This window comes from Micromonospora sp. WMMC273 (assembly GCF_027460285.1).
GTDB classification, from domain to species: domain Bacteria; phylum Actinomycetota; class Actinomycetes; order Mycobacteriales; family Micromonosporaceae; genus Micromonospora; species Micromonospora aurantiaca.
Genome location: NZ_JAPZBE010000001.1, coordinates 6494882 through 6513182, shown reverse-complemented (window position 1 = coordinate 6513182; position 18301 = coordinate 6494882). Strand labels below are relative to the sequence as shown.

The window sequence follows — 18301 nt, the reverse complement described above, 5'->3', positions numbered from 1 at the left end:
ACCGGATATTCACGAAATGACCAGCGTCAGCTGGTCGGACGGTCAGTTTCGGACGGCCCGGTGCAGCGCCACGACGCCGCCGGTCAGGTTGCGCCACGCCACCCGGCCCCAGCCGGCCGCGCCGATCCGCGCGGCCAGCGCCGCCTGGTCCGGCCAGGCCCGGATCGACTCCGCCAGGTAGACGTAGGCGTCCGGATTGCTCGACACCGCGCGGGCCACCGCCGGCAACGACCGCATCAGGTACGACAGGTAGACAGTGCGGAACGCCGGGTTCACCGGAGTGCTGAACTCGCACACCACCAGCCGCCCGCCCGGCCGGGTCACCCGGGCCAGTTCGGTCAGCGCCGCGTCGGTGTCGTTGACGTTGCGCAGCGCGAAGGAGATGGTCACCGCGTCGAAGCTGGCGTCGGCGAACGGCAACCGCAGCGCGTCCCCGGCCAGCAGCGGAACGGCCGGTCGGGTGCGCTTGCCCGCGTACAGCATGCCCAGCGACAGGTCCGCGCCGACCGCGTACGCCCCGGAGTGGGCCAGTTCCTCGGTCGACACACCGGTGCCGGCGCCCACGTCCAGCACCCGCTCGCCCGGCCGCAACCCGAGCGCCGCCCGGGTGGCCCGCCGCCACGACCGGTCCTGCCCGAACGACAGGACGGTGTTCGTCAGGTCGTAGCGGGCCGCGACACCGTCGAACATCGCGGCGACCTCGTGCGGCTGCTTGTCCAGGCTGGCGCGCTGGCCCTGCGGGGTACGGCTCACCCCTCCACTCTGCCAGCCGCGCCGCCCCCGGCTCCCCCCGGGTACGCGACAGGGCGGGATGGTCACCCACCCCGCCCTGGTCGCGTATCGGTCCCCGGTCAGTCGCCGGTGCGCTCCTCGCCCGGAGCGACGAGGACCACCTTGCGGCGGCGGGACAGCATCATCAGCACCGCGCCGGCGGCGAGCACCGCCGCGCCGATGCCGCCGATCAGGCCGACCTGCATGCCGGTCACCGGCAGGCCACCGTCGCCGGTGCCGCCACCCGTGCCACCACCGGCGGTCGGGGTCGGCACCGCCGTAGCGCCACCGGTCGGCGTCGGCTGGGCGGTCGGCGACGAGGTCGGGCCGGCGGTCGGCGTCGGACTCGGGGTCGACTGCGGGCTCTGGTCGACGAAGACGTCGAACTGGGCGGTGTTGTCACCGTCGTCGGCCTCGGAGAACGCGCGGCGCTGCGCCGATGTGGCGACCTTCGGCTTCTCCTCCGGCGTGCCGGCGGCCGAGTCCAGCCCGGCGGCCCAGACGAAGCCCGGGCGGAGCAGCTTCTCGGTCACGTCCGCGCCGACAGTCACCCGGACGTCGGCGGTGTAGTACTGGCCGGGCTTGAGCACCGCGCCCAGGTCCTCGCAGTACGCGTTGGCGAAGCCGCCCAGGTTCTGCTCGACGCAGCCGTCGGGCAGCTTCGCGAAGGTGACACCGGCCGGCAGCGCGATGCCGTACTTGATGCCGGTGGCGCGCTCGCTGCCGTCGTTGAACACGGCCCAGTCCAGCGGCGCGGTCTCGCCCGGCCGGACCGGGCGCAGGCCCGCCTCGTCGGCGTCGTCGCCGTCGACGGCCACGCCGGCGTACACGTCCTGGACCCAGGTCGTGAGGTCGTAGCCGGGGTCGGTGACGGTGATGTCGTGGTCGACCGAGTCGAGCACGCCGGTGCCGTTCGCCGCGCTGATCGAGACCGTGAGCGTGCCGGCCGCGCCCTTGCCGCCGGTGGAGAACAGCGGGAGGCCGAAGTCCTCAGTGGTGCCGGCGGGCAGGTCGCCGAGCAGGCAGGAGAAGGTGGTGCCACGGATGTCGCAGCCGGCCGGGACCAGCACGCCGACCTTGGCGGTCTTGAGGCCCTTCGTCTCGACGGTGACCCGGACGTCCTTCGCGTCGACGGTTCCGAGGGTGTTGTTCACCTGGAACTTGAACGGCTTGGCCTTCGCCTCGGTGACGCCCTTGGCGAGCTGGTAGCTGAGCGGGATGAGCTGGAGGTCGGCCTTGCCGGCGGCCTGTGCCGGGCCGGCGGCGGCGCCGAGACCGGCGGTGGAGAGCAGGGCCACGACGCCGGCGCGGGCCAGCGTGGACCGGTAGCGGAAGGTCATTGTTCCCCCGGGGGTAGGGACTCGTGATCACGTGCCGAACGAACGGACGGTACCGGAGCGACGCATCGTCACACCACCGTCCTGCGGTGGGAATTCCATCGATCCCGGCAGACGGCAGGGGCGGGATGGATGACCCATCCCGCCCCTGCCGCGGTGCGTTATGTGAACGGCCCTCATGGGCCGATGGAGGACGACGGTCCGACGGACGCCGCAAGCGTAATGGCGTCGTCGGCTCACCGGGCCGTGCTCGACCGGGTCGCCGCCGACCTGTTACCTGCCTGCTCGCGGCCCGGATCGGTGGTGTCGCGCGGGCAGGCTAGCCGTCGGTGATCACGCAGGTGAAGACCCCTGGCCGAAGCTTCACCGGAAACGGGCGGAGCTCCGGCCGCACGACGGAGGCCGACCGGCCGAACGGCGGAACCGGGTCAGTTGACCTCGACCAGCGGCAGCGACCTCCCGGCGCCGCCGCCCGGCAGGGCGATCGACGAGAAGTGCGAGACGACGCGGTCGTCGCTCGGGTCGTCCGCGGGCGTGTGGTGCACCGCGAGCCGGTTGTAGAGCGTGTCCCGCTGGGCCGGGATCCGGTCGGCCGACCGGATCATGCCGATCAGCTCGTGCAGGTTCGACCGGTGCCGGGCACCGGCCGAGGAGATGACGTTCTCCTCCAGCATGATCGAGCCGAGGTCGTCCACGCCCATGTGCAACGCGAGCTGCCCGACGTCCTTGCCGGTGGTCAGCCAGGACGCCTGCAGGTGCGGGACCGTCTCGAAGAACAGGCGGGCCACCGCGACCAGGCGCAGGTATTCCAGCGTGGTCGCCTGGGTGCGGCCCTTCAGGTGGTTGTTCTCCGGCTGGTACGTCCACGGGATGAAGGCCCGGAAACCGCCGGTGCGGTCCTGCACGTCGCGAATCATTCGCAGGTGCTCGATGCGCTCGGCGTTGGTCTCGCCGGTGCCCATCATCATGGTGGCCGTCGACTCCAGGCCCTGCCGGTGCGCCAGCTCCATGACCTCCAGCCAGCGCGCGCCGGACTCCTTCAGCGGCGCGATCGCCTTACGCGGCCGGTCCGGCAGCATCTCGGCGCCGGCGCCGGCGATCGAGTCCAGGCCGGCGGCCTTGATCCGGGCGATGGCCTCGTCCAGGCTCACGCCGGAGACCTTCGCCATGTGCAGGATCTCGCTCGGGCCGATCGAGTGGATGGCGAGCTGCGGGTACGCCTTCTTGACCGAGGAGAACAGCCCCTCGTAGTACTCCACGCCGTAGTCCGGGTGGTGCCCGCCCTGGAGCATGACCTGGGTGGCGCCCAGCTCGACCGCCTCGCCGCAACGGCGCAGGATCTCCTCGGTCGGGTGGGTCCAGCCCTCCTTGTGCTTGGGGGCCCGGTAGAACGCGCAGAACTTGCACGCCGTCACGCAGACGTTCGTGTAGTTGATGTTGCGGTCGATCAGGTAGGTGACGATGTTGTCCGGGTAGCGGCGCCGCCGTACCGCGTCGGCCGCCTCGCCCAGCGCGTGGAAGGGCGCGTCGGTGTAGAGCAGCAGCGCCTCCTCGGGCGTGATCCGCCCGCCGTCCGCGCCGCGTTGCAGGATGTCGTCGATCTCCCGGTTCGCCGTCACATCCCCGAGCGTACGTCGCGGGCCCGACGGCGGGAAACGCCACTCCTCACCCGGTGACGAGAGACCCACCCGGTCAAGGCATGCCCGGACTGGCCACTGGCAGCCCGATCGCCTTGGCCGCCTCCAGCAGCCGCTTGTCGTACGTGACGAATGCGACGAACTCGGCCGCCGCCTGCCGGGCCAGGATCTCGGCGGTGGCGAGGTGAACGGCGTCCAGGCTGCGCAGCATCGGCTCCGGATACGCGCCCGCCGTCGCCCGGACCGTGGCATCGATCTCGACCCGGTAGAGACGTCCCAGCAGCGAGGGGACACCCACCAGCGCCTGTGGAGCGGCTCGACGCAACGCCCGTGGCACCTCCACCTCGACGAGGGCTGACGACACCAAGGCGGTGCCGGCGCGCTCGTTCAGCCAGCCGAGCAGATCCGCCGTCTCCGCCTCCCGCCGCAGCATCTTGATGACCGCCGCCGAGTCGAGGTAGATCACCAGCGCTCCTCGTCGCGCGCCTCGACCAGCGCGGCCGCCGCGTCCACCGCGGGATCCCCGAGCACCGGCGGCATCGGGACCGGGCCGGTCGTGGTCGGGGCCATGGCCCGGCCCTCGGCCACCAACCGGCCGAGAAGCGCGTCACCGGCCAGCACCGGCACGAGGCGGGCGATCGGCTCACCCCGATCGGTCACCTCGACCGTCTCACCGGCGCGCACCCGCGCCAGCACCCGGCTGGTGTGCTGATTCAACTCCCGGACGGCGATCTGCTCCATGAGGCAAGTGTAGGACGTAACGTTCTACGCGTCACGGATGGCGGTCGACCCGAAACGCCACTGCGGGAAGCGGAGCGCTGGCGCCGCCCGCCTACGCTCCTGGCGTGTCAGTCGTATCGCCCCCGCCCACCCCCGTACACGTGGCCGGCGCCCGCTCCGCCCTCTGGTCCCTCACCATGACCGCCGTGCTCGTCGGCTTCGGCCTCGCCGTGATCGCGGTCAGCGCGGTGGTCGGCCACCTCACCGTGGGACTGCCGATCGCGGTGCCGATCTCCGTCGCCCTGGCCGGCTGCCTCGCCTTCGCGGTCGGCCTGCGCCTGCTGCACCGGGGCTGGTGGCTGACCCTCCTGTCGGTGCTGCCGGCCATGTTCGTGCTGGTGGGCACCGTGCAGCTCGCGCCGGAGTCGGTCCTTCGGGAACGCGGCGTCGCCCAGCAGGTGACCATCACCGACGTGGAGACCGTCGGCAAGCGGCACGAGTTCGTCCTCCAGGGCGACTCCGGCCGGCTCGACGAGCCGCTGGTCTACCGGGGCAGCTCCCCCGGCTACCGGGTCGGCCAGCGGCTGACGGTGCTCGTCGACCCGCGGGGCGAGGTGGAACTGGCCGACGCGCGGGACGTGGACCCGGACGGGAAGCGGGGCATGCTCGTGCTCGGCGCGGCGGGATGGACCCTGTTCGCGCTGGTCGGCGGATGGCGCGGCCATGTCAGCCGGGCCCGTGGCCGCGCCGCCACGGCACCGCCCGTGATGCTCTGACCCGGCGACGCCCCTACGCGTCGTAGTCGACTGTGAGCTCGTCGGTGACGGGGCTGGACTGGCAGGTCAGCACGTAACCGGCGGCGACCTCGTCGGGCTCCAGCGCGTAGTTGCGCGCCATCGTCACCTCACCGGACGTCACCTTGGCCCGGCAGGTCGAGCACACCCCGCCCTTGCAGGCGTACGGCAACTCGCCACGCACCCGCAGCGCCGCGTCGAGCACCCGCTCGTCCCGGCCCATCGTGAAACTGGACGAGCGCCCGTCCAGCAGGATCGTCACCTCGGTGCCGGTCCCGGGCCGGTCGGTCCCCCGCCGCACCGGCTCCGGCGGGGCGTCGACGTGGAACAGCTCGGTGTGCACCGCCGCGTCCGGCACGCCGCGACCCGCCAGCACCGCCTTGGCGTCCACCACCATGCCGTACGGGCCGCAGAGGAACCACTCCTCGATCTCGTCACCGGGTACGACGGTGTCGAGCAGCCGGGTCAGCCGGTCGGCGTCGATCCGCCCGGACAGCAGCGCCGACTCGCCCATCTCGCGGGACAGCACGTGCACCAGGTGCAGCCGGGTCGGATAGCGGTCCTTCAGGTCGGCCAGCTCCTCGGCGAACATCACCGAGTTCGCCGTGCGGTTGCCGTACACGAGCGTGAACGTGCTGCGCGGCTCGGTGGCCAGCGCGGTCGCGGCCAGCCCGAGGACCGGGGTGATGCCGGAACCGGCGACCACCGCGCCGTACCGGCGGGCCCGGTCCGGGGTGAACGCGGAGGTGAAGTGGCCCAGCGGCGGCAGCACCTCGACGGTGTCGCCGCCGCGCAGCGCGCCGCAGGCGTACGCGGAGAACGCCCCACCCGGGACCTCACGCACCCCGACCCGCAACCGGCCGTGCCGGGCCAGCTCGTCGGGGGTGGAGCAGATCGAGTACGACCGCCGCACCTCCTCGCCGTCGGAGCCTGCCGGACGGCGGACGGTGAGGTGCTGCCCGGCGGAGAACGCGAACGTCTCGCGCAGCTCCTCCGGCACCGCGAACGTGATCGACACCGAGTCGTCGGTGAGCCGGTCCACGGCGGCGACGGGCAGCGGGTGGAAGACCGGCCGGCGGCGCACCGGCCGGGTGATGGTGACAGTCACAGCGCCTTCAGGTGGTCGAAGGGTTCGGAACAGGACCGGCAGCGCCACAGCGCCTTGCACGCGGTGGAGCCGAAGCGGCTGATCTGGGTGGTCTCCGGCGACCCGCAGCGCGGACAGCGTACGGCGAGGGTCAGCGGCACCACCGTGTCGTCGCCGCGCGGCGCGGGCGGGGCGATGCCGGCGGCGGCGAGCTTGGCCCGGCCGGTGTCGGAGATCCAGTCGGTGCTCCACGCCGGGTGGTAGACGGTGCGGACCTCGGCGTCCGGATGCCCGGCGGCGGCCAGCGCCCGGCGGATGTCCTCCCGGATCACGTCCATCGCGGGGCAGCCGGTGTAGGTGGGGGTGATGGTGACGACGACCCGGCCGGTGCCGGGCTCCTCGTCGACAGCGCGCAGGATGCCCAGCTCGTCGATGGTGATGACCCGGATCTCCGGGTCCACCACCGCCGCCGCGGCCGCCCTCGCGCTGCTCACCAGCGGGCTCCGGGGTGGGCGCGGTGCAGCACCTGCATCTCGGCGAGCAGGTAGGACAGGTGCTCGGTGTGCAGGCCGTCCCGACCGCCACCGGGTGCCCAGCCGGTCTCCGGCCGGGTCAGCGTGGCCTCGTCCAGCACCGCGGACACGGTGGCGTCGAAGTCGGCCCGAAGGGTGGACGGGTCGACCGGCGCCGCCGGGTCCGGGGCGAACAGCTCGTGGACGTACGGCCACACCTGGTCGACCGCGTCCTGCATCCGCCGGTGCGACTCCTCGGTGCCGTCGCCGAGCCGCTTCACCCACAGCGCGGCGTGGTCCAGGTGGTACGCCGACTCCTTGCGCGCCTTCGCCCCGACCGCCGCGAGCCGTTCGTCGGCACAGCCGGCCAGCGCCGTGTAGAGCGGCGACTGGTACGCGGCCAGGAAGAACAGCTTCGTCATGGTCACGCCGAAGTCGCCGTTGGGCAGCTCGACCAGCAGGCAGTTGCGGAACTCGCGGTCGTCGCGCAGGTAGGCCAGGTCGTCCTCGTCGCGGCCCGCGCCCTCCAGCTCGCCCGCGTACGTGAGCAGCAGCCGCGCCGCGCCGAGCTGGTCCAGGGCGATGTTGGCGAGCGCGATGTCCTCCTCCATCTCGGGCGCGCGGGAGGTCCACTCACCGAGGCGCTGCGCGGCGATCAGCGCGTCGTCGCCGACGGCGAGCGTGAAGTCGAACAACGGCACAGAGCCACCTTCCGTTCGCGACTGCGGGGCTCGCAAAATCGGCTCACTCCTCGCGCTCATAGGTGCGCAGCCCCTTCGGGGACCTCGTAGAAGGTGGGGTGCCGGTAGACCTTGTCGGCGGCCGGGTCGAAGAACGCGTCCTTCTCGTCCGGGCTGGACGCGGTGATCGCGCTCGCCGGCACCACCCAGATGGAGACGCCCTCCTGGCGGCGGGTGTAGAGGTCCCGGGCGTTGCGCAGGGCCATCTCGGCGTCGGGCGCGTGCAGGCTGCCGACGTGGGTGTGCGACAGGCCACGACGGGCCCGCACGAAGACCTCCCATAGGGGAGAGGATGGGCCGCTCATGCCGCTACTGCCTTTCGCTCCGCCCGCTTCGCGGCGTACGCCGCGGCGGCCTCCCGTACCCACGCGCCGTCGGCGTGCGCCTTGCGCCGGTGCGCCATGCGCTCCCTGTTGCACGGGCCGTCGCCCTTGATCACCCGCATCAGCTCGTCGTAGTCGGGCTGGGTGTAGTCGTACGCCTGCCGCTCGTCGTTCCAGCGCAGGTCCGGGTCGGGGAGGGTGAGGCCGAGCACCTCGGCCTGGCCGACGCACATGTCGACGAAGCGCTGGCGCAGCTCGTCGTTGGAGAAGCGCTTGATCTTCCAGGCCATGGACTGGGCGCTGTGCGTCGAGTCGCCGTCCGGCGGGCCGAACATGGCAAGTGACGGGTACCACCAGCGGTCCACCGCGTCCTGCGCCATCGCCTTCTGCGCCGGGGTGCCGTGCGCCAGCGTGTGCAGGATCTCGTAGCCCTGCCGCTGGTGGAACGACTCCTCCTTGCAGACCCGGATCATCGCCCGGGCGTACGGGCCGTAGGAGCAGCGGCACAGGGGCACCTGGTTGACGATCGCCGCGCCGTCCACGAGCCAGCCGATCGCGCCCACGTCGGCCCAGGTCAGCGTCGGGTAGTTGAAGATCGAGCTGTACTTCTGCCGCCCCTCGAGCAGCAGCTCCACCAGCTCGTCGCGGCTGATGCCGAGCGTCTCGGCGGCCGCGTAGAGGTAGAGGCCGTGACCGGCCTCGTCCTGCACCTTCGCGAGCAGGATCGCCTTGCGCTTGAGCGACGGCGCCCGGCTGATCCAGTTGCCCTCCGGCTGCATGCCGATGATCTCGGAGTGCGCGTGCTGGGCGATCTGCCGGATCAGCGTCCGGCGGTACGCCTCGGGCATCCAGTCGCGGGGCTCGATCTTCTGGTCGGCGCCGATGACGTCGGCGAAGTACGCCTCGACGTCCTCGTCCGGGGCCGCGCCACCGCGCCGGGCGCGTGCCGCCGCCTCGCGCAGCGCCGCCTCCGCCGCCTCCACCTCGCCGAGCAGGCCGCCGCCCGGAGCGTCCTCCGGCGGGGCGAAGTCATTGCCATACATGCAGCCAGTGTTACAGCTCGGCACGAATGACACCAGAGGGTGTAACAGGTTTCCGGACCACCTGGCGTCACCGGCCGTGCGCGCGCCGCCATCGGCGCTGGTAGCTGTGATGTCGATCACTCTGAATGGAAGAAATCCCCCAAGGACGGCAAAGTGCCTCAATATCCCGCCCACCCGGCAAAGTCACGGGTGTCGAGACCTGGCATCAGGGCTGTCCGGAAGTAGACTTCCCCCCGGCAAACCGTTCGGCTTCATGATCGTCACCGTTCAGGCCATCGTCCCCCGGCCTGCCGGCGACCGGGCCGGACCCATGCGGAAGTGCCGGTCCCCCCGGCCAGACATCTGGAGCTCACCACTCATGCGACCTCGCGTGACCATGGCGGTCGCCATCGTGGCGATCATCATCGGTGGCGTCATGCTGGTGCCGGCCGCGTACGCGAAGCTCGCCGGCGGCGACGACGCGGGCGGCCTCGGCGGCGGTGCGCAGGTCCCGGCGCCGACGCCGACCGCGCCCGCGCCCCCGACGCTCGCCGACGCCCCGGTGTCGGTGAACTTCAAGGGCGAGTTCTTCTCCTGGGCCCTGATGGACCGCGAGACCGGCACCGTCACCGGCGCGAAGAACATGAACCAGACCAGCTCCACCGAGTCGATGCTCAAGGCCTGGATCGTCGCGGACTACCTTCGTCAGCTCGGCGACAAGAAGCCGGCCGCCGACCTCGAGAAGGCGGCGATCCTGGCGATCCGGAACAGCGACGACGACGGCGCCAACCGGGTCTACCGGGCGGCCGGCGGCTCCTACAAGCCCCAGCCGGGCGGCAAACCGGACCCGGTCATCGCGCGCGCGATCCGGATCTGCGGTCTGACCGACACCAAGCCCGGCGACGTACCCCAGTACAAGGGCTGGTGGAGCTTCACCGAGATGTCCCCGCGTGACGCGGTCCGCCTCGGCGACTGCATCGCCGACGGCCGCGCCGCCGGGCCCAAGTGGACCAAGTGGCTGCTCACCGAGATGACCAAGGTGGCCGGCAGCGTCAACAAGCAGGGGGAACGCTCCGGCGGCGGCCGGTGGGGCATCATCGACGGCCTGCCCGCGACGATCAAGGCGCAGGGCCCGGTGCACATGAAGAACGGCTGGACCCAGCTCGCCTACGACGGCAACTGGCACGTCAGCTGCCTGGCGTTCACCGACAAGTGGAGTCTCTCCGTGATGATGCGGTACCCGGGCCGCGCCGGCCTGCCGTACGGTGCGAAGATGTGCGCCGCCGTCGCCACCCAGCTCGTGACGCCGCAGCCCGGCGCCGCACTCAAGGTGCCGCAGCAGCCGGTCGGGAAGCTCTGATGGCCGGTGCCCGGCGTCGGCCCGGCAGCTATCGGCGTCCACTCGCCTTCAGCGCCCTGGCTGCGGTCCTCGTCGGCCTGCTCGGCCTCTCCCTGCGCGTGATCCCCGGCTCGCCGCTGGAGGCGACCGCGAACTCACGTCCCGAACCGACGAACGAGCGGTCCACTCAGCAGTCCGTCGACCGCAACGCGCCACGCGTCGCCCCCTCACCGTCGATCGCCCCGCTGCCGTTCCAGGCGAAGAACCTGGACAGCCTCAAGATCAAGGGCTGGTACGCCTGGTCCGTGCTGGACAAGCGCACCGGGAAGATCATCGGCTCGGCGAACATGGGCGAGACCAGCACGACCGCGTCGCTGATCAAGTCCTGGGTGGTGGCCGACTACCTGCGCCTGAGCGCCGAGGACGGCAAGACGCCGAGCGATGCAAAGCTCGCCGATGCCACGAAGATCATCCGGGACAGCGACAACACCCGCGCCCAGGAGTTCTACGAGAACGTCGGCGGCTCGGACTCGATCGAGCGGCTGATCTCGATCTGCAAGCTGACCGACAGCGAGGTCGCCTCCGACGGCGGCTGGAGCCGCACCGAACTGTCCCCTCGGGACACCGCCCGGCTCGGTCTCTGCATCGACGACGGCCGCGCGGCCGGGCCGAAGTGGACCAAGTGGCTGCTCAACGAGATGCGCCAGGTCCGCGCTCCCGGCGACTTCGGCATCCGCAAGGCGTTCCCGGCGGCCCAGCAGAAGAAGATCGCCATCAAGAACGGGTGGATCGACCGGGACAAGGAAGAGGAGTACCACGTCAACTGCCTGGCCATCGGCGACACCTGGACGATGGGCGTGATGCTGCGCACCCCGTTCGGCGTCGAGGGCGGCTGGGAGTACGGCATGGACGCCTGCGAACGGATCACCAAGGCGCTGCTGCGCCCCGCGACCTGAGCCCCGGGCGGCGGCGCGGTCAGCCCTGAAAGAACTCCGGGCCGCCGGCCGGCAGCGCCGGCACCTCCCCGTACGCGGCCGCCCGGCGGGCGAACTCACGCAGCCCGGCCACCTGCCGCTCACCGAGCGAGAAGTCGAGCGCCCGGAAGTACGTGGCGAGCGTCGCCGCGTCGAACGTCTCCCAGCGGGCCGCCGCCTCCGCTACCTGGTCCAGCTCGGCCAGGCACAGGTCACGCGAGCGCAGGAACGCCTCGTGCACCTCCTTGACCAGGCCCGGGTGGGCTGCGGCGAACTCGCGGCGTACCGCCCAGACGGCGAACACCATCGGCAGGCCGGTCCAGTCGTGCCACGCCTGTCCCAGGTCGGTCACCTCGAGGCCCTTGGCCGGCGCCTCGTAGAGGGCGCGCAGCGCCACGTCACCGATCAGCACCCCGGCGTCGGCCTCCAGCAGCATCTGGGTCAGGTCCGGCGGGCAGCGGAAGTACTCCGGGCGCACCCCGTGCCGCTCGGCGAGCAGCAGCTGGGCCAGCAGCACCCCGGTACGCGACGTGGAGCCGAGCGCCACCCGGGCGCCGTCCAGCTCGCCCAGCGGGCGGGTGGACACCACGTTCACCGAGAGCACCGGCCCGTCGCTGCCGACCGCCAGGTCCGGCAGGAGCAGCAGGTCGTCGGCGTGCTTGAGGAACTCAACCAGCGTGATCGGGCCGATGTCCAGGTCACCGGCGACCAGGTCGGCGCTCAACCGATCCGGCGAGTCCTTGTGCAGGTCGACGTCGATCAGCGCGCCGGACCGCATCAGCCCCCAGTAGATCGGCAGGCAGTTGAGGAACTGGATGTGCCCCACGCGGGGGCGGGCGATGCGGTCGGCCATGACCCGACCGTATCGCCGTGGCTCCGACCTCGCCGCCGGGGGATCCGATCGAGTGGTGAACTCCGCACCTCCGCGCCTAACCGCCTGCCACGGCGGCGGCAGGCGTGGCCGCGCGGGCGACGGCGGCTCGCTCGGCGCGTGCCGCGCGTCGGACCGGCCCGAGCAGCGCCACCACGACCAGCAGGCCGGCCGCGCCGCAGCCGGCGATCAGGACGCGCGGGCCGGCCACCTCCAGCAGCAGGCCGCCGACCAGGTAGCCGCCCATCGCCGCGCCCTGCGCGGCCGCTCCGAAGACGGCGAACGCCCGGCCCCGGGAGGCCTCGGGCACCCGCCGGGCCAGCAGCAACTGGTCGAAGACGTTGTTGCCGCCGTTTGCCACGCCGCCGGCCAGCCAGATGGGCACGAGCAGCCAGGCCGAGGGCACCGCGGCCGAGACGAGCACCGCCAGGCAGCAGCCGCCGAGCAGCACCAGCCCGGCGCCGAGCAGCGCGCCGTCGTCGGCGAGCCGGCGGGCGACCCGGGCGAACAGCCACGCGCCGAGCACGATGCCGAGCGTCCAGGAGCCGGTGACCAGGCCGTACACGGTGGTGCTGCTGCCGAGCGTCTCCCGGATGAAGAAGACCTCGATCACGTTCACCGCGCCGACCGCGCCGATCACCGCGGCCACGCTGCCGACCATCACCGTCAGCAGCGGGTCACGGCGCAGCCGCCAGGCGGGCGCGACCGCCGCGGCGACTGCGGCCGGCGTCCGGCGCCCTCCCCGGCGGGTACGGATGAGCAGCCCGGCCGCCACCAGCGCGAGGTAGCTGAACGCGTCGACGAGCAGCGGCACCCGGGTGCCGAACTGCCCGACGAGCAGCCCGGCCAGCGCCGGACCGGCGAGCGCGCCGAGCGTCCCGGCGGTCTGGTTGAGCGCGCCCGCCCGGGGCAGGTCCTCGGGCCGCACCATCACCGGAACCAGCGCGGCGATCGCCGGCTGGGTGACCGCGAGCCCGGTCGCCAGCAGCGCCACCAGCGCGATCACCAGCACCGGATCCCGCGCGTACGCGAGGGCCAGGCAGACCGCGGCCTGCGCGAGACCGGCGGCGACGAGCAGCACCCGGCTGTCCACGCGGTCGGCGAGCCGGCCGGTCAGCGGCGCGAGCACCACGAGCGGCAGCGTCGCGGCGAGCAGCAGCCCGGAGACGGCGAGTCCGCCGGCACCGGCGGACTGGAGGGCGAGCGTGAGCGTGGCGGCGGCGAGGAAGTCCCCGCAACTGGAGATGCCGCGCGCGGTGGCCGCGAGCCAGACGTCCGGCCAGCGCGACTCGTCAGTTGTGAAGGACATACTTCGAAAGTAATCCTTCACAACTGACGCGCGCAACCCCTCAGTCGACGGGCATCGCCCGGTACTGCGTCGCCACCGGCCGAGCGCCTGCCGGCGGATCGGTCCGGGTCCGCCGCCGGTACGGCTCCATCAGCGCCTGGACCGCCTGGTTCAGCTCGGTCAGCTCCTCGGCGGTCATGAGCAGCATGCTGTCGCTGAACCAGGTGGCCGCGTACCACTCCGGCGACTCGTCCGGCGCGCGGCGCAACCAGTCCCGGACCCGCTGGGCGTCACGGACCATGTGCGCCTCGACCAGGGCCGCCTCGGCGGCACGCGCCTCCGGGTCGGCGTCCGGCCCCACCTCGACATGGAACGACGGATTCACCGCCTGCCAGACCCGCTCCCGGGCGTCACCCCGGCCCGGCGCCTGCCGGACCAGCCCGAACTTCGCCAGCTCGCGCAGGTGGTAGCTGGTGGCGCTCGGCGACAGGCCGGCGATCTCGGCGCACTCGGTGGCCGTCGCACCGCCCTCCAGCGTGCCGAGATGTTCCATGATCGCCATGCGGGCCGGGTGAGCGAGCGCCCGCATCACCTGCGGATCACTGATCGTCACCCGGCTCCGGCCGGGAAGCGCCTCGGTCATGCCTCAATGATTGCCGCCAGGCCGGACCGGCCGACACACACCCCGCGGCCGACACCCGAAAATCGTTGGCGCGACCTGCCGGTGCTCCCGTAAAGTCGATGGCCGCCCGACGGCCGCGGTGAGCATGCACCGCAGCGGACGTCCCCGCGCCGGGAGCAGGCCAACCGCCCCGGACACGCGAGCGAGCCTCAGTTGAGCCATCGGAGTTCACAGTGCCCGCAACCGATCTTGACGCCACACCCGGTCTCGACGCCGAACTGACCGCCGAACGTGCCCACCTCGGCGCCTCCCGCGCCGCGCTTAAACGGATGCGGGAACGCGCCGAGGCGCTCTTCGCCACCGGTGACAAGGTGGCCGGTGACTCGTACACCGCCGAGCAGCTCGGCCGGCACATGGCCCGGCGGGTCAAGGAACTGGCCGACGACCCGACCACCCCGCTGTTCTTCGGCCGCCTGGACTTCGGCGGCGACGACCCGGACCACGCCGGACGGGAGTACCACGTCGGGCGCCGGCACGTCACCGACGAGCTGGGCGAGCCGCTGGTGCTGGACTGGCGTGCCCCGGTCTCCCGGTCGTTCTACCGGGCCAGCGCACGTGACCCGCAGGGTGTCGCCGTACGCCGCCGGTTCGGGTTCAGCGCCGGGACGCTGACCAGTTTCGAGGACGAGCACCTGGACCGGGGCGAGGAACTCGGCACCGCCAGCCGCATCCTCACCGCCGAGATCGAGCGTCCCCGCGTCGGCCCGATGCGCGACATCGTCGCCACCATCCAGCCGGAGCAGGACGAGCTGGTCCGGGCCGACCTGGCCGACTCGATCTGCGTCCAGGGCGCGCCCGGCACCGGGAAGACGGCGGTCGGGCTGCACCGCGCTGCGTACCTGCTCTACCTGCACCGGGAACGGCTGCGCCGCTCGGGCGTGCTGATCGTCGGGCCGAACCGGGCGTTCCTGTCGTACATCGCGGCGGTGCTGCCGGCGCTCGGTGAGGTCGAGGTCGAGCAGGCCACAGTGGAGGACCTGGTCGCGCGGGTGCCGGTCCGCGCGGTCGACGACCCGGCCGCCGCCGCGCTCAAGCACGACGTCCGGATGGCCGAGGTGCTGCGCCGGGCCGTCGACGCCCACATCGGTACGCCGACCGAGCCGATCATGGTGTCGGACGGCTCGTACCGGTGGCGGATCGGGCTGGACCCGCTGCACCGGCTGGTCACCGAGACGCGGCAGGAGGGTCTGCCCTACGCCACCGGCCGGGAGCGGGTCCGGGCCCGGGTGGTGGGGCTGCTGCAACGCCAGGCCGAGGCGCGCCGGGCGGAGTCACCGAACGACGCCTGGCTACGCCGGATGAGCCGGATCAAGCCGGTCACCGACCTGCTCGACACGGTCTGGCCGGCACTCACGCCGGACGGACTGCTGCACCGGCTGCGTACCGACGCGGACGCGCTGGCCGCCGCCGCGGACGGCCTGCTCACGCCCGAGGAGCAGGAGCTGTTCCGGTCCGGCAAGGTCGCACGCACCGCGAAGGCGACCCGGTGGACCGCCGCCGACGCGGTACTCATCGACGAGGTGGCCGGGCTGCTGGAACGGCCCGCCGGCTTCGGGCACGTGGTGGTCGACGAGGCGCAGGACCTCTCCCCGATGCAGTGCCGCGCCATCGCCCGGCGCAGCGAGCACGGCTCGATCACGCTGCTCGGCGACCTGGCCCAGGGCACCGCGCCCTGGGCGGCGACCGACTGGCGCGAGTCCCTGGCCCACCTGGGCAAGCCGGACGCCGCTGTGGTGCCGCTGAGCGTAGGCTTCCGGGTGCCCGCCGCGGTGGTGGCGTTCGCGAACCGGCTGCTGCCGGCGCTCGCCGTCGACGTACCCCCGGCCCGGTCGCTCCGCAACGACGGCGCGCTCGATGTGCGTACCGCCGAGGACCTGACGGCCGCGACGGTGGCCGAGGTGCGGGCGGCGCTCGCGCACGACGGCTCGGTCGGTGTGATCGCCGCCGACGACGCGGTGGACCGGCTCCGCGCGGCGCTCGCCGACGCGGGCGTCGAGACCGCTACGGCCGACGACGTCGAGGCCGCGACGCGGGTCACGGTGGTCCCGGCGACGCTGGTCAAGGGCCTGGAGTACGACCACGTGGTGGTCGTCGAGCCGGCCGCGATCGTGGCCGCCGAGCCGCGCGGGCTGCACCGCCTCTACGTGGTGCTGACCCGGGCGGTCTCCCGCCTGGCCGTGCTGCACCGCGAGCCGCTGCCCGGGCCGCTGACCGCCTGACGCGGGGCCCGGCCGCGCTGACGTGGCCGGCCGACAGCGGTCCCGGACGGCCCGTCGCGGGCCCGGCAGGGCGGTCCGGTCAGGCGGACAGTGCGGCGGCGACCTCGCGCAGCGGGCGGCCGGACTCGGCGATCGGCACGGTGAACGACAGCCAGGAGCCGTCGGTGAAGTCGATCCGCAGCCGCTTCGGGTTGAGCCGGTGCCAGCCCACCCGCGCGGAGGCGACCTCGCCGCGCGCGGCCGACCAGGCCACGGCGGTCTCGGCCAGCGCGCGTTCCTCGGCCTCGCGCCCGGCCAGCAGCTTGACCCCGCCGGTACGGCAGACCACCAGCCGCCGGTCGGTGACTGCGAGCAGCGTCTCCCGGACCTGGAGGTCGGGCCGGGGCGGGCGGAGCGCGCGGTGCAGCCGGGAGGCGGCCGAACCGGGGGCGCCGCGTCCGGCGATCCCCCAACCGATCGCGTCGACCAGGCGGTCGCCGCGGTCCCAGGTGGCCAGGGGCAGCAGGATGTTGAGCAGCACCGAGCCGACAGTCCGCCGGCTCGGCTCGGCGGTGGACTCCGGCTCGGGCGGCGGTGCCGGAGCGAGCCCCTGGCCGACGTCGGCCTTGGCGTGGGCCAGGACGCGCTCGCCCGGCTCGACGAGCAGGCCGATCCGGTCGCGGTATCTGGTCTCGTCCATCGAATCAGTATCGGTCGTGGCCGTGGCCGTAGCCGTCGTCGGCGGGGCGCTCCCCGCCCGGCGCGTTGCCCATCACCTCGCCGACGATCTCGCGTACCCGGGCGGCGGCGGCCTCCTGCGCCCGGTTCGCCGCCGAGGTGATCTCCTCGGCGAGCGTGTAGGAGTCGAAGCGCATGGCCCGCGCGTTGATGTCGGTGGAGAGGATCTTGCCGTCGGCGGCGGCCACGACGGTGACCAGACCGGAGTCGCTGACCCCCTCGGCGCTGCTCTGCTCCAGCTCGGCCATCCGCGCGCCGAGTTCGCGCTGCCACCCGTCCAGGTTGCGGGCCAGCGCCTCGATCCGGTCCAGGGCCGGGAACGTCATTGCTGCCTCTCAGTTCACGATCGAGTCGAACACGTTCTGCACGCCCTTTGTGTACGGGCCGAGGTCGTCGCGGTACGTGCCGTCCACCAGGTAGTTGCGGTCCTTGCGCCCGTCGGAGACGTCGTGCAGGCCCATCCCGGTGTCGAGCAGTGCGCCGCCGATGCCGGGGATGTTCACCGGGGACGCCTGGTTGATGGCGAACTTGCCCGGGAAGAGCACGGCGGCGCGTTCGACCTTGAAGGCGAGCGCCGCCTTCGTGTAGCCGGACTTGTTGAACGCGCTGTACGCCTTCTTGGCCCGGCGCAGCTCCATCACCACCTTGGCGTAGTGGTCGAGCAGGTTGGCGACCTTCTGGAGCTTGGTGGCGAGCTTCGTGAGGATCTCCGCGAACCGCGCCACGATCTTGACCATACGGCCGACGGTGGTGGCGAGCCGGGCCAGCACCCGCACCACAGTGGCGGCCAGGCTCACGCCGGCGCTCAGCGCCGCCGCCACCGCGGCGATGATGATCTCGGTCAGGAACCAGAGCAGGAACTCCAGGATCAGCTCGACCAGCAGGTTGAACGCGTCCACCGACGCGTTCGCGGAGTCGACGAGCACCTCCTTGGTGCCGTCCAGCCCCTTTGCCAGATCGTCCATCGCCTCCTCGATGGACTGCATCGAGGCGTGGAACTTCTCCGCCGCGTCGCCGTCCCAGGCGCCGCGCAGCCGCGCCCGGTCGGCGATCTGGTCACCGGCGATCTGCCGGACCGCCTCCCCGGTGGTCATCGCGAGCTGGGCCGCCCGCATCAGGTCGTCCGGCTCACCGGCGACCAGTTCCAGGAGCTGCTCGAACGGCCACAGCACCGCGTTCGACAGCGGCTTGAACGGGTCGGGCGTGCCCGACACGATCTGCTCGAAGTAGGTCTTGTTGCGCTGGAGCGCCTCGGTGCTCATGCCGTT

General features: G+C 72.6%; 20 protein-coding genes. 4 read left to right on the top strand and 16 right to left on the bottom strand.

Annotated features, from left to right (window positions below; all coding sequences use genetic code 11):
• Positions 1 to 42 precede the first annotated feature (42 nt).
• From O7611_RS30430 to O7611_RS30410, 5 genes are all read right to left on the bottom strand, one after another.
• Positions 43 to 753, bottom strand: coding sequence for a demethylmenaquinone methyltransferase (locus O7611_RS30430; protein ID WP_194802039.1), 711 nt, complete (start codon positions 751 to 753; stop codon positions 43 to 45).
• Between the two features lie 98 nt (positions 754 to 851).
• Positions 852 to 2111 (bottom strand): cell wall anchor protein, encoded by a 1260-nt coding sequence (locus O7611_RS30425; protein ID WP_194802040.1) that lies wholly within the window; start codon positions 2109 to 2111, stop codon positions 852 to 854.
• Between the two features lie 425 nt (positions 2112 to 2536).
• Positions 2537 to 3727: a cyclic dehypoxanthinyl futalosine synthase gene (gene mqnC, locus O7611_RS30420; protein WP_269698020.1), complete on the bottom strand. Its 1191-nt coding sequence runs from the start codon at positions 3725 to 3727 to the stop codon at positions 2537 to 2539.
• Between the two features lie 73 nt (positions 3728 to 3800).
• Positions 3801 to 4211 (bottom strand): type II toxin-antitoxin system VapC family toxin, encoded by a 411-nt coding sequence (locus O7611_RS30415; protein WP_194802042.1) that lies wholly within the window; start codon positions 4209 to 4211, stop codon positions 3801 to 3803.
• A complete protein-coding gene (locus tag O7611_RS30410) occupies positions 4208 to 4486 on the bottom strand; it encodes a type II toxin-antitoxin system Phd/YefM family antitoxin (RefSeq protein WP_145755709.1) in 279 nt (92 codons plus the stop codon). Before O7611_RS30410 ends, O7611_RS30415 begins: the two co-directional genes overlap by 4 nt.
• A gap of 104 nt (positions 4487 to 4590) precedes the next feature.
• On the opposite strand from O7611_RS30410, the gene O7611_RS30405 reads away from it, so the two are divergent.
• Positions 4591 to 5241: a hypothetical protein gene (locus tag O7611_RS30405; protein WP_269698019.1), complete on the top strand. Its 651-nt coding sequence runs from the start codon at positions 4591 to 4593 to the stop codon at positions 5239 to 5241.
• Positions 5242 to 5254: 13 nt separating this feature from the next.
• On the opposite strand, the gene paaE is transcribed toward O7611_RS30405, so the two are convergent.
• From paaE to paaA, 5 genes are read right to left on the bottom strand one after another with little or no spacing between them, the layout of a single operon-like run.
• Complete coding sequence (gene paaE, locus O7611_RS30400; protein WP_194802043.1) at positions 5255 to 6367, bottom strand: 1,2-phenylacetyl-CoA epoxidase subunit PaaE; 1113 nt, start codon at positions 6365 to 6367, stop codon at positions 5255 to 5257.
• Positions 6364 to 6840, bottom strand: a complete 477-nt coding sequence (gene paaD / locus O7611_RS30395) for a 1,2-phenylacetyl-CoA epoxidase subunit PaaD (RefSeq protein ID WP_194802044.1) — start codon at positions 6838 to 6840, stop codon at positions 6364 to 6366. The genes paaE and paaD overlap by 4 nt, the downstream gene beginning before the upstream one ends.
• Positions 6837 to 7619 (bottom strand): 1,2-phenylacetyl-CoA epoxidase subunit PaaC, encoded by a 783-nt coding sequence (gene paaC, locus O7611_RS30390; RefSeq protein ID WP_228532549.1) that lies wholly within the window; start codon positions 7617 to 7619, stop codon positions 6837 to 6839. The genes paaD and paaC overlap by 4 nt, the downstream gene beginning before the upstream one ends.
• Positions 7616 to 7903: a 1,2-phenylacetyl-CoA epoxidase subunit PaaB gene (paaB, locus tag O7611_RS30385; protein ID WP_135244135.1), complete on the bottom strand. Its 288-nt coding sequence runs from the start codon at positions 7901 to 7903 to the stop codon at positions 7616 to 7618. Before paaB ends, paaC begins: the two co-directional genes overlap by 4 nt.
• Positions 7900 to 8964, bottom strand: a complete 1065-nt coding sequence (gene paaA / locus O7611_RS30380; RefSeq protein WP_194802046.1) for a 1,2-phenylacetyl-CoA epoxidase subunit PaaA — start codon at positions 8962 to 8964, stop codon at positions 7900 to 7902. The genes paaB and paaA overlap by 4 nt, the downstream gene beginning before the upstream one ends.
• A gap of 358 nt (positions 8965 to 9322) precedes the next feature.
• Between paaA and O7611_RS30375 the strand changes: the two genes are divergently transcribed.
• Both O7611_RS30375 and O7611_RS30370 read left to right on the top strand, forming a co-directional pair.
• Complete coding sequence (locus O7611_RS30375) at positions 9323 to 10303, top strand: hypothetical protein (RefSeq protein WP_269698018.1); 981 nt, start codon at positions 9323 to 9325, stop codon at positions 10301 to 10303.
• Positions 10303 to 11238, top strand: coding sequence for a hypothetical protein (locus O7611_RS30370; RefSeq protein WP_194802048.1), 936 nt, complete (start codon positions 10303 to 10305; stop codon positions 11236 to 11238). Before O7611_RS30375 ends, O7611_RS30370 begins: the two co-directional genes overlap by 1 nt.
• Positions 11239 to 11257: 19 nt before the next feature.
• On the opposite strand, the gene O7611_RS30365 is transcribed toward O7611_RS30370, so the two are convergent.
• From O7611_RS30365 to O7611_RS30355, 3 genes are all read right to left on the bottom strand, one after another.
• A complete protein-coding gene (locus O7611_RS30365) occupies positions 11258 to 12109 on the bottom strand; it encodes a menaquinone biosynthetic enzyme MqnA/MqnD family protein (RefSeq protein WP_194802049.1) in 852 nt (283 codons plus the stop codon).
• Positions 12110 to 12185: 76 nt separating this feature from the next.
• Positions 12186 to 13436: an MFS transporter gene (locus O7611_RS30360; protein WP_194802050.1), complete on the bottom strand. Its 1251-nt coding sequence runs from the start codon at positions 13434 to 13436 to the stop codon at positions 12186 to 12188.
• Positions 13437 to 13476: 40 nt separating this feature from the next.
• Positions 13477 to 14058 (bottom strand): ArsR/SmtB family transcription factor, encoded by a 582-nt coding sequence (locus O7611_RS30355; protein WP_194802051.1) that lies wholly within the window; start codon positions 14056 to 14058, stop codon positions 13477 to 13479.
• 212 nt (positions 14059 to 14270) lie between these two features.
• On the opposite strand from O7611_RS30355, the gene O7611_RS30350 reads away from it, so the two are divergent.
• Positions 14271 to 16316 carry a HelD family protein gene (locus O7611_RS30350; RefSeq protein WP_269698017.1) on the top strand — a complete coding sequence of 682 codons (2046 nt, stop codon included), beginning with the start codon at positions 14271 to 14273 and terminating at the stop codon, positions 16314 to 16316.
• A gap of 79 nt (positions 16317 to 16395) precedes the next feature.
• Here the strand turns inward: O7611_RS30350 and O7611_RS30345 are convergent, their stop codons facing one another.
• From O7611_RS30345 to O7611_RS30335, 3 genes are read right to left on the bottom strand one after another with little or no spacing between them, the layout of a single operon-like run.
• The gene (locus O7611_RS30345) at positions 16396 to 16995 is read right to left on the bottom strand and encodes a hypothetical protein (RefSeq protein ID WP_194802053.1); all 600 of its coding nucleotides are present in this window, start codon (positions 16993 to 16995) and stop codon (positions 16396 to 16398) included.
• Positions 16996 to 16999: 4 nt separating this feature from the next.
• The gene (locus tag O7611_RS30340; RefSeq protein WP_269698016.1) at positions 17000 to 17359 is read right to left on the bottom strand and encodes a YbaB/EbfC family nucleoid-associated protein; all 360 of its coding nucleotides are present in this window, start codon (positions 17357 to 17359) and stop codon (positions 17000 to 17002) included.
• Between the two features lie 9 nt (positions 17360 to 17368).
• The gene (locus O7611_RS30335) at positions 17369 to 18295 is read right to left on the bottom strand and encodes a WXG100 family type VII secretion target (protein WP_194802054.1); all 927 of its coding nucleotides are present in this window, start codon (positions 18293 to 18295) and stop codon (positions 17369 to 17371) included.
• Positions 18296 to 18301: the final 6 nt, after the last annotated feature.